The 10,391-nt window shown below is 51.7% G+C and carries 12 protein-coding genes; 4 read left to right on the top strand and 8 right to left on the bottom strand.

Annotation, left to right across the window (positions count from 1 at the left end):
• Positions 1-45: 45 nt before the first annotated feature.
• From ACYVIY_RS25680 to ACYVIY_RS25670, 3 genes are all read right to left on the bottom strand, one after another.
• Entirely contained in the window at positions 46-1,182 is a 1,137-nt protein-coding gene (locus tag ACYVIY_RS25680; RefSeq protein ID WP_460979403.1) for an efflux RND transporter periplasmic adaptor subunit, read from the bottom strand.
• Between the two features lie 430 nt (positions 1,183-1,612).
• A complete protein-coding gene (locus tag ACYVIY_RS25675; RefSeq protein WP_460979402.1) occupies positions 1,613-2,956 on the bottom strand; it encodes a Gfo/Idh/MocA family protein in 1,344 nt (447 codons plus the stop codon).
• A 59-nt stretch (positions 2,957-3,015) separates the two neighbouring features.
• Positions 3,016-3,879 (bottom strand): sugar phosphate isomerase/epimerase family protein, encoded by an 864-nt coding sequence (locus tag ACYVIY_RS25670; RefSeq protein ID WP_460979401.1) that lies wholly within the window; start codon positions 3,877-3,879, stop codon positions 3,016-3,018.
• Between the two features lie 321 nt (positions 3,880-4,200).
• On the opposite strand from ACYVIY_RS25670, the gene ACYVIY_RS25665 reads away from it, so the two are divergent.
• A complete protein-coding gene (locus tag ACYVIY_RS25665; protein ID WP_460979400.1) occupies positions 4,201-5,580 on the top strand; it encodes a Gfo/Idh/MocA family protein in 1,380 nt (459 codons plus the stop codon).
• A 130-nt stretch (positions 5,581-5,710) separates the two neighbouring features.
• The gene (locus ACYVIY_RS25660) at positions 5,711-6,616 is read left to right on the top strand and encodes an SMP-30/gluconolactonase/LRE family protein (RefSeq protein WP_460979398.1); all 906 of its coding nucleotides are present in this window, start codon (positions 5,711-5,713) and stop codon (positions 6,614-6,616) included.
• A gap of 168 nt (positions 6,617-6,784) precedes the next feature.
• Here the strand turns inward: ACYVIY_RS25660 and ACYVIY_RS25655 are convergent, their stop codons facing one another.
• The 5 genes from ACYVIY_RS25655 to ACYVIY_RS25635 form a co-directional block, all read right to left on the bottom strand.
• Entirely contained in the window at positions 6,785-7,195 is a 411-nt protein-coding gene (locus ACYVIY_RS25655) for a GreA/GreB family elongation factor (protein WP_460979396.1), read from the bottom strand.
• Positions 7,196-7,254: 59 nt separating this feature from the next.
• Entirely contained in the window at positions 7,255-7,941 is a 687-nt protein-coding gene (locus ACYVIY_RS25650; protein WP_460979395.1) for an MCP four helix bundle domain-containing protein, read from the bottom strand.
• Between the two features lie 68 nt (positions 7,942-8,009).
• The gene (locus ACYVIY_RS25645; RefSeq protein WP_460979394.1) at positions 8,010-8,213 is read right to left on the bottom strand and encodes a hypothetical protein; all 204 of its coding nucleotides are present in this window, start codon (positions 8,211-8,213) and stop codon (positions 8,010-8,012) included.
• Positions 8,214-8,243: 30 nt separating this feature from the next.
• Positions 8,244-8,519 carry a hypothetical protein gene (locus ACYVIY_RS25640; protein ID WP_460979393.1) on the bottom strand — a complete coding sequence of 92 codons (276 nt, stop codon included), beginning with the start codon at positions 8,517-8,519 and terminating at the stop codon, positions 8,244-8,246.
• A 105-nt stretch (positions 8,520-8,624) separates the two neighbouring features.
• Positions 8,625-8,783 (bottom strand): hypothetical protein, encoded by a 159-nt coding sequence (locus tag ACYVIY_RS25635; protein WP_460979392.1) that lies wholly within the window; start codon positions 8,781-8,783, stop codon positions 8,625-8,627.
• Between the two features lie 69 nt (positions 8,784-8,852).
• On the opposite strand from ACYVIY_RS25635, the gene ACYVIY_RS25630 reads away from it, so the two are divergent.
• Positions 8,853-9,830, top strand: a complete 978-nt coding sequence (locus ACYVIY_RS25630; protein WP_460979391.1) for a hypothetical protein — start codon at positions 8,853-8,855, stop codon at positions 9,828-9,830.
• A 66-nt stretch (positions 9,831-9,896) separates the two neighbouring features.
• A complete protein-coding gene (locus ACYVIY_RS25625; RefSeq protein ID WP_460979390.1) occupies positions 9,897-10,256 on the top strand; it encodes a tellurite resistance TerB family protein in 360 nt (119 codons plus the stop codon).
• Positions 10,257-10,391 lie beyond the last annotated feature (135 nt).

Genomic DNA, 10,391 nt, shown 5'->3' with positions numbered 1-10,391 from the left:
CGAACCAGCCCTATCGGGCACATGACGCTAAAATGACCTGATGACTTAGCGAGCAGATGCGAACAATGCTCTCAAGGTGTCGGTGGGTAAAGGACGGGGAACGATCGTCATGCCGTCTTTCAGGTTTTGAATGCCTTCGTACACGACGCGATCGCCGGGTTTCAGACCGGACTTAACAATGTAAAACTGGTCCATGCGGCTCTGGGGAGCGAAACTGCGGGTACGAACCTTGTTATTGGCATCGACTACGTACACGAAATTCTTGTCCTGCACCTCAAACACCGCCTTCTGCGGAACCAGCACGGCATCATCGACGTCGGTTGTTACCCGAATTTTGCCGGTAGCGCCGTGACGAAGTAGCCGGTCGGGATTCGGGAAGCGTGCCCGGAATGCAATGGTGCCGGAGTTACCTTCGAAAACCGTTTCGGTGGTTTCAATGATGCCTTTGTGTTTGTAATGGGTATCGTCGGCCAGCAGCAAATCCACTTCCCGGACCGTTGTTTTTTCGGGGTCCTGGCGTTTTTTCACAAAGGCCAGGTATTCTTTTTCCGATACGTTGAAATAGGCGTACATCTCGCGCAGATCGGAGATCGTTGTCAGCAGCGCACCATTTTCAATCAAACTACCCTGCTTAAAGGGCAGGCGGTTAATCACACCATCGAAGGGAGCGCGGATGCTGGTGAGCGAAACCATAAGTCGGGCGTTCGCCAATGCAGCCTTCGCCTGGTCGATCATGGCCCGGGCGGTTTCCATCTTAGACCGGGCGAGCTTGAGTTCGGAAGCTGAGATTACATTTTTGTCCACCAGCAGCTTCACCCGGCTCATCTCCACCTCCGACGATTGGGCCTGAGCGGTTGCGCTTTCCAGACTGGCCTGCGCTTCGGCTACTTTAACCTGATACTCGGCCGGGTTCAGTTGAAACAGAAGTTGCCCTTTCCGAACGGGCCGACCTTCGTCTACCAGAATTTTATCGAGATAGCCCGAAACCCGGGCCCGGACCTCTACGTTCTGCACCGCTTCGAGATTACTGGCGTAATCATGGTCGAGGGTAGCATCGTGCCGGGTTAACTGGATGACCGGGATTGCTGGGTTTGATTCGGTTTGTTTTGTCTCGCTCTGGGCAGTACAGCCGGCCAGAAAAGCGCCCACAAACACTATTTTTATACTTGCGTAAGAAGCCATAGGGGTCGTTTGAAAACGGGTTACTTCTACGAAGCCCTGACGGTTGATACTTGGTGTGTTCAGGACTTTCGTTACGTTGCAAGTACCAAATTTTTAATAAAGATCAGCTTAGAAAAATCTTAGAATTTGCTTAGAATAAGCTCGTTAATGGAGGAGTAGCCGGGAATAAGACAAAAAACTACAACCTTTGTTATATATATCAAAAACGCACTGAAAAGCGCGTAATGACCGGCGGCTAAATTAAGGACTAAACCCTTGATCGGGTCGGTGAAATATGTAGGACAGATGAAGTGCTAGTTTGTTCGGAACTACGAGCACCGCCAGACACGAGTGCCCCCGGTTCAGACCACACAAATAAACCAGCAAGGCCCGAAGAGTTGGTCTTCGGGCCTTGCTGGCATGTTATTAAAATCGGCTTGGTTTATCGGCTTCAAATTTTAGGCTCCCAGCCTTTTTCGTAGTCGCGTCCCCAGAGTTTCATCGCTTCCTTATCCTGGATGTGGCCGTTTTTAGGGTCGACATTGAACGATTTGTTAGTGCGGTACGCGATGTTCGCCAAATGGCACAACAGGGTGCTCTTAGCGCCTTCGTCGATAGGGGAGGCCTGCTTCGCTTTACCCCGAATGGCCTCGAAGAAGTTAACGACGTGCCGGGTGGTCATGTCGCCACCACCGCCCAGCGCGGTACCGGCTTCTGTACCGGCCGACTTGCTGTCTTTGATGGCTTTGCCATCGCGGTTGAACAGCGTATAGCCATCGCGGTCTACGTAGACGCTACCGTTGCTGCCGTAAATAATGGTGCCGCGATCGCTGCCGTAGGTTTTATGTCCGTTGCGACTTTTACCATCCCACTTGATAATTTTGTTACCAGGGAACCGGAACGTAGCGTCCATGGTGTCGTATACCGCCCAGCCGTCGTTGGGGAAGGTACGTTTAGCAGCCTCCACCGTTACGTGCTCCGGAAAGTCGACCTGTAGCGCCCACCGCGCTACATCCAGTTCGTGGGTCGCGTTGTTTCCACTTTCGGCGGTGCCGTAATGCCAGCCGTACCAGTGCCAGTTATAATCCCAGGTGTCATGCGTGTATTCCATGCGGGGGGCAGGTCCCTGGAAAAGGTCCCAATCCAGCCCGTCCGGAACGGCCGCTTTCTTCGGAACGGGGACTTCGCCCCGCGTAGCTGCGTAAAAAGCAACGGCTTTATAGGGCGTGCCAATAGCTCCGTTATGAATCTGGTTGATGACATCGATGGATTCAAGCGCTGACCGCTGCTGATTGCCCATCTGGATCACCTTCCCGTATTTCTTTTGACATTCGGCCAGAATTTCGCCTTCACGCGGATTGTGGCTGCACGGTTTTTCAACGTACACGTGTTTACCACCCTGCACGGCCATCCAGGTACCCGGTGCGTGCCAGTGGTCGGGCGTAGCAATAAACAAGGCATCCACCTGTTTGTCTGCGATTACCTTCCGCACGTCGTTTTCCAGCTTGGGCGTGTAGGTGATGTGCTTAGAAAACTTCTGAACTGCCGATTCCCGTTGCTTTTTCATTACGTCGCACAGGTACACCAGCTCAACGTTGCTGTCCTTGCGCTTGATGGGGTCGTAATAGGCCCCTAGCCGGCGGCCCAGCCCGATAATTGCTACGTTGATTCGTTCGTTTGCGCCGATGATTTTAGCGTAACTCTTGGCCGACATTCCGTTGGCTAACCCGCCCACGGTGATCCCGGCGGTACCTAACGCGGCTTTTTTGATAAATTCTCGTCTTGACGTATCCACTCGATTTGAGGAGGTAATGGGTTAATAAGTAAGCCTGAAGCTGTGGTGTATTCTCCGTATTAAACTTTGCGCTTGCCCGATCGGGACGTATCACAAACGCCTTTGAAGTACCCGATTGATTCGGCAATGCCCGCCAGCGGATCTTTCATATCTTTCTCGTATTCGAGACTGCAGCAGCCGTCGTACTTGATTTTACGCAGCATCGCCACAAAAGCTGGTATGTCGATAACGCCCCGGCCCAACTCGCAGGTCGTGCCTTCTTTCGACGCTGCCGTAACGTTTTTGAGGTGAATGTCGAAGATGCGTTTGGCGTACTTCTCCAGGTCGGCGATCGCGTCGTTGCCAAAACGGGTATCGTGGCCCATATCGAAGCAAAGCCCTATTCGTGCATCCAGGTTTTTAACGGCGTCAATAACGGACGAGGCATTCGGCCATAATTTAATGTCCGGTCCGTGGATGTGAATCGCGTAGCGCATGTCGTATTCCTTTACCTTTTTGTCGACGTACGACAGTAACTCCGCATTGGGGACGCCGACAATCAGTTTCACGCCTACGCGTTTAGCATAATCGAAGGCGTTGTCCACTTCCTGCGTCGTTTTCTGGTAGATCGGCCCAACGGCGTAGCCGGTAACCCCGGATTTTTTCAGCGTGTCGTGAAAAGCGCTGATCTGTTCGGCGGTACTATTGTACGGTAGGTGAAAGTCTTTGATGCATAGGTAATGAACATCCACTTTCTTCATCATCTCCAGCGCCTGGTCCAGCTTGAAATGCACGAAGCTATAGCCGGCGATACCCAGCTTAAACAAGTCTTCACCCGCCGGAGGGCCAACGCGTGGGGCATCGGCTAACGCAAAGGCCGGACTGACAGAGGCCAGGGCTACGGAGCCACCGGCTTTTTTTAGAAACACTCGTCGGGTTGTCATATCATTGGTTGGTAAAGGCATTCATCGTCATCCTTCCATGAAGACGACACGGGCTTGTTTTCTACTTACCAGACGACGAATCAACCCGTCGGCCGGAGCGAGAACGTAACGGATTGTAGTAGACTTCGTAAACCCAGGAGCAACGTAACGACCGTATCAAAATCGGCGTTTAATCGCCTTTGTCGCGCATTGTCTTCAAAAATCGTAGTGCTTGAAAAGAGTATTTGATACCCCTGGCCGTCTTTTCCATACGAATCAAGCACCTGTCGGTCCGAGCCGTACTGACAGCACGTAGCGAAACTTTTTGAACCCTTTATTTCAATGCCTTATTTCACCATCGACCGGCGTCAGTTCCTTCAGGGGGCTTCGGCGTCACTTGCTCTTACTGCGCTTGGCGCTAACGGCATGGATCTGAGCAAGCCGGAAAAGACCTATCGTGTTGCCCTGATCGGTACCGGCTGGTACGGAAAAAGTGACTTATTACGCCTGATCCAGGTGTCGCCCGTTGACGTGGTTGCGTTATGTGATGTGGATAAAAATATGCTCGACGACGCGGCCAAGCTGGTGAGTCAGCGTCAGAAATCGGGTAAAGTGCCGAAGCTCTACGGCGATTACCGCAAGATGCTGGCCGAGAATAAGCTGGATATTGTGGTAATCGGAACACCTGATCACTGGCATGCGCTGCAAACGATCGATGCGGTTAAAGCCGGAGCCCATGTATATGTACAGAAGCCAATCAGCGTGGATGTATTGGAAGGTGAAGCTATGGTTGCAGCCGCCCGCAAATACAATAAAGTGGTGCAGGTCGGCACGCAGCGGAAAAGTACCCCGCACCTGATCGACGCCAAAAAGAACATTGTCGATGCCGGTTTGCTTGGTAAAATATCGCACGTCGAGATGTGCTGCTACTTCCCGATGCGGGCCAATGGCAATCCGGCCGAGCAGCCGGTACCGAGTTTCCTGGATTATGAAATGTGGACCGGCCCCGCTCCGTTACGTCCCTACGACGGCCTGCCGCACGTTCGCTGGTGGCGCACGTTTAAGGAATACGGAAATGGCATTGTGGGGGATATGTGCGTACACATGTTCGATACCGCCCGCTGGATGCTGAAACTAGGCTGGCCCAAACGCATTTCCTCAACGGGAGGGATCTACGTACAGAAAGACGGCAAATCGAATATATCCGATACACAGTCGGCGATTTTCGAATACGACGGGCTGAACTGCGTGTGGCAGCACCGGTCGTGGGGAACGCCGAACAATCCCGACTACCCCTGGTCCTTAACGCTTTACGGCGATAAAGGAACGTTGTGGGCCAGTACCATGCAGTACGACTTTGTTCCGCTCGACAAGGACGCGAAGAAAATTCATAAGGATGTTGTCTACGAAAAAGAAAAATATCCGGAAGATCTGACCGAACCGACCAACCCGAAGATCGAACTGAACGCAGCCCCGGCGACTCGTCTGCACATGATCAACTTCCTCGAAGCCATCGAAAATGGCGGCCGACCCGTAGCTGATATTGAAGAAGGCCATATCTCGACGGCGAGCTGCATCCTGGCTAACGTGTCTATGCAAATCGGGCGGCCAATCGTGTACGACCCGAAAAAGCGGGAGATTGTGGGCGATAAAGAAGCGAACAACCTGTTGCAGCGTCCCTATCGTCAGCCCTGGAAACACCCTGATCCGAATCGTGTTTAAGCACGTAGCGAAATCACATCGTATCCGGCCCACTAGCCTGAAAATTCGTTTTCACGTTAGTGGGCCGAAGAGCGTAAATACCTTATTCATTGTACCGCGTTATTCAACGCACTTCACTGTTTTGTCATTTATGAATCATGTTAAAAAAGTCGGTTTGTCGCTAGCCGCGCTGGCCATCTCGTTGCAAACATTCGCCCAGCGGGTCGACTCCGTGAAAGTGGTTATGCCGGGCGCTACGTTGAAGCAGGTCTCGAATCAGTTTACCTTCACCGAAGGGCCCGCCGTCGATAAAAAAGGCGTTATCTTTTTCACGGATCAGCCGAACGACAAAATCTGGAAGTATGATACGGACGGAAAACTGACCCTGTTCATGGACAAGACCGGGCGTTCCAACGGGCTGTATTTCGATAAGAAAGGCAACCTGATCGCCTGCGCTGACGCCAAAAATGAACTCTGGTCAATTAGTCCCAAAGGCGACGTAACGGTGCTGATGACCGATTACCAGGGCAAGAAACTGAACGGGCCCAACGATCTGTGGCTCGACGCCAAAGGCGGTATTTACTTCACCGACCCCTATTACCAGCGTGATTACTGGGAACGTAAAAAGCCTGATATCGAAGGACAGAAAGTCTATTACCTGGCCAAAGGCAAACGGGAACCCGTCGTTGTCGACAGCGATCTAATGCAGCCGAACGGGATTGTGGGGTCTGCCGACGGCAAGTTTCTGTACGTGGCCGACATTCGGGCCAACAAAACGTACAAGTACCAGATCAATCCGGATGGAAGCCTGACAAATCGCCAGTTGTTTGTTTCGCAGGGCTCCGACGGCATGACGCTCGATAATCAGGGGAATCTGTACCTGAGTGGTCGGGGCGTTACGGTGTACGATCCAGCCGGTACCAAACTAGGGAACATACCCGTGCCATCGCGCTGGGTTGGCAATATCTGCTTCGGTGGCAAAGACCGTAGTACGTTGTTTATCACGGCCTCAGAATCCGTTTATACATTACCTATGCAGGTAAAAGGCGTCGAGTAAACATCACTACGTATCATAGATCTCTTTAGTCTGTAATGCAAAACGCGCTGATAGCCAGGAGCCATTAGCGCGTTTTGTTTGGTGTCAGAACAGCCAGTTCGTTTGAACAAATGGCTGACGCCAGGTTCCGTCAGGGTGTACCTGGCGTCAGCCAGTTTCACGTTTGAACTAAAGCGATAAATCACCAGCTGCTTCGGGTTGGTATAGGATGCGGGCAATGCGAATTTTAACTGTTCCGTTCGGCGTGTTCAGGCCAACCTGCTCGTTTTCCCGCCGACCCAGGATCGCCGTGGCCATGGGGGCAAAAATCGAAATGCGGTTTTGCTGAATGTTCGTTTCCTCCGGATAGACCAGTTGAATATCCACTGTTTTTCGACTATTTACGTATTCGATCGTTACCCGCGAGTTCATCGTCACTACGTTCGCCGGTATATCTGTGGGCTCGAACAGCGCAGCCTCATTCACCTTTTTGAATAACATAGTCATCTGATTGCGCGACAGCGTAGGATCTGTTTTCGACCGGACAATACGTTCGGTTAGCCGCTGGTGATCTAATTTGCTTAACAATAAATTCATCATACTGTACTTCTTTTTGTTGATAGTGAGTTAATGATTTCCATTCATTCCTAGGCCGTTCCCTAGTTTAGATGGAAGGGGTGCGTTGGCCGGGGCACCAGATTGATACTCTGGATAATGGCGAGGATGAGCACGCCAATCAAAACAGAAACCGCTATGAGCAACGTAGCGTTAACAGCTCCTCCCGAGGCTTCCTGATGAGCGGCCTCAATGGCCTGCTGTCCGGTTTTGACCTGAATTTGAGCCAGGTCATGCAGCGCCATCACCCCTTGCTGAAAGAACGTAGCGCCCTGTTGTGTAAATAACTGGGCTGCCTCCTGCGCCCGGCTAGATTCGCTCAGGTGCAGAACCGTACGTTCCAGATCGTTGTAATGAGTTACACTTGCCTTAAATGACTCTAAACGCTGGGCTTCCCTGGGCGTCAGCTTGGTGTGCTCGAACTGCCCGATGAGTTGCTGATTGGCTCCGTTATACCGGTTCAGTTCAGCAGTCAGGGCCGAAGCCGCCATCTTCGACTGACCAGTCAGGTACGCATCCAGCATAAGCCGTTTGGCGTGCAGGTTCTCGCTCAGGTATACCAGATCAACGGCCGGCTGCAACCGGTCGGCGTACACGGTGGTTAGCGTTTGGTCTATGTCCCTAAGGGCATGTCGCATGCTTAGCGCCGTGAACAGGATGAGGACCATGGCACCAAAAAGCAGCCCAACCGCTTTCATTTTCTGTTTGAATCCTAGAAACCACTTTATCATGGGCGTAACGTTTACATGTATGCACTGGTCCGGGACAATCAATCTGCCAGTTGCTGCCGCTCCGTAGGTTACCTGGCCACGAGGGGCTGGGTGAGGACCGTAGGTGTCGGTTCGTGACGTTTCCAGGGCCGGTGATGACGACACCAGCGGATGAGCTGCAATCGTTCAGACGCCGACAGGTACCGGACAAACTTGCGGAGTTCTTTGCGGAATAGCGTTCGGTCGAAGCTAACCTTTTCCAGAACGCATTGACTATATTCAAGCCAGGACATAATCAGTTCGTTTTAAGAGTTAGGAGATAATTAAGGATACGGGAATCCCGTATATACAAGGCCCCAGCCACGGCTGTCCACTTTGGTTTGTGGCAGTAGGGGTTGATAGGCCCGGATGCCACTCGGCGGTGGCTCCACGCAGAAACAAGGTTTTGCGGTTTGTTCAGCAGCCAGTTGCTGCCGACGATTGTATTCCGTCAGGGAACTGGCCACCAACGAACCGGCTAACAGCAGGAAAAAGCAAACCGGTAGCCAACGGTCGGTGGACATCCATGTCGGAGACTGATAGTTGATTGAATCGTTCATGAGCAGAATCGTTTAAAACACTGATCGATAAAAGAAGCCCTTCACTACGTAGTGAGATGCTATTCGCTACGTTCAGTTTGTCGACAGCCGCCTGGCCTGTACGGTTCAAATGCCTAACCAGTCAGACGGACCGGTCAACGAACTTGCTATGTCTTCCTCCGCCAACGTAGTACGGGTAGAGGTATATGCTACTGTGAAACCGACCAAAAGTGCCGCCGACAGGAGAGCAACAGGATAAATGAAGAGTGTTTGTCTGATTTTCATAACGGGTTTATTTGATTTATCATCTTATAGCTGTAAATTTACAACTGCAAAAACACAAATGCAAATAATATGACCTATATAAGTGCTCAACCTCAGGTTACGGAATCATGGCAGGAGATATGCTACCCGGTGGAACCTGTATGGTTAACTGATCTACTGCCTGGGTACGATATTATTGCGACCGACCGTCAGCAACTCGTTGTTGGTCAGATGCCCGGCGGCAGAAAGACGTTGTTTGGTATCCAGAGTGCCGATTATACGATTATACCAAATGAAGCGATACGTACGGTGGTTGATCAGCTCATTCCCGATTATCGCTTACTCATTAAATACACAACCACCGGCGAGTTCAGCATCAGCATCATTCTCCCCACAACCCTGTCGATTGGTAGTGAGCGATTGCAACGAAGCCTGATCTTGACCAATAGTTATAATGGCCGGACGCCGTTCAGCATTCAGGGGCAAACGCTCACCTCTCTGCTGGATACCACCCCTCAGCTAGGCAGTAGTGTTTACCGGTCAGTCTGTCAGAATGGATTGCTAGGTTGGGCCGACCCGTTCACCGATCTGAATACGTACTGGAGCTGGCTGGGCGCATGGTCGAAAGGAAAAGAAAAACTGCCTTCCGCGAAAAGCGTACAGCCTAAAGACCGGCCGCTGCGGAACAGTACCGACATCCGGAAGATTCACCACCGTGATCTGACCATCGAACGCTTTCAGGAGCATTTACACAAGCTTTTGCTTGAGCATCTGATGGCCCCTGCTTCGCTAACGTCAAACGTCTATAATCACCTACAGCAAGCGCCGTTATCGGGCGCTCAGGAGAGTCTGCTACGTGAACTGCCGATTCCGGTCCAGTTGGCAAAGCAAGCCGGTGAACGTCTGCGACTAGAGGAACGGCTGCTGAATACGCCAGGTTCATACTGGCTGCTGTACAACGCGGTCAATTACGCCTTATTTACCAGTCGAAGCAGTTTGACGCTCAACGACCGCTACCGCCTGGACGAACGGGTGTTTCACCAACTGGCTGCTCATACTATTGAATGAGAGTCGGCACGGAATCGGTTTAATCCTCGCAACACCATTTACTAATCAACAAACTGTTTACTACCTATGTCTATGTATTCTCCAGATGTATCGATGGGATTGGGCAGTGTCGTGTATGCCCTGGCCAAGCTGGACGGTCACCTGCAAAAGCCGGAACGTGATGTCGTTCAGGAGCTGCTAGCGGGGGAACCTTACAGCGATTTAGCCATTTGCGCCTGCTTTTTACGGGACAATGTCGGCGAAACGACCGAAGAAGCCTATGCGTTTGGGCTGCGCCGGATGGCTGACCAACGTATCGAACTGACCAAGCAAACCAAAAAGCGGTTCATTCGCATTCTGCTTCGCGTGGCCAAAGCTCACGAAGGTATATCGCGGGAAGAGCGGACGTTTATCCGGGCGTTCTGGCAGGAACTCCAGCGGCTTTAATTTCTTGTTCAAAACTAATCACAATCAGCGATGGCGGTGATGATTCGACTGGTGTAAATCGTAAACAGAGAGTGACCCGAAAGACTATTGAGGTAGATACCTGTGGTTTGCGAGACTATTGCGATTCAGACATCA

This window comes from Spirosoma knui (assembly GCF_054780635.1).
Note: the sequence above shows the minus strand (reverse complement) of the source record. Positions and strands in the feature narration are given on the sequence as shown.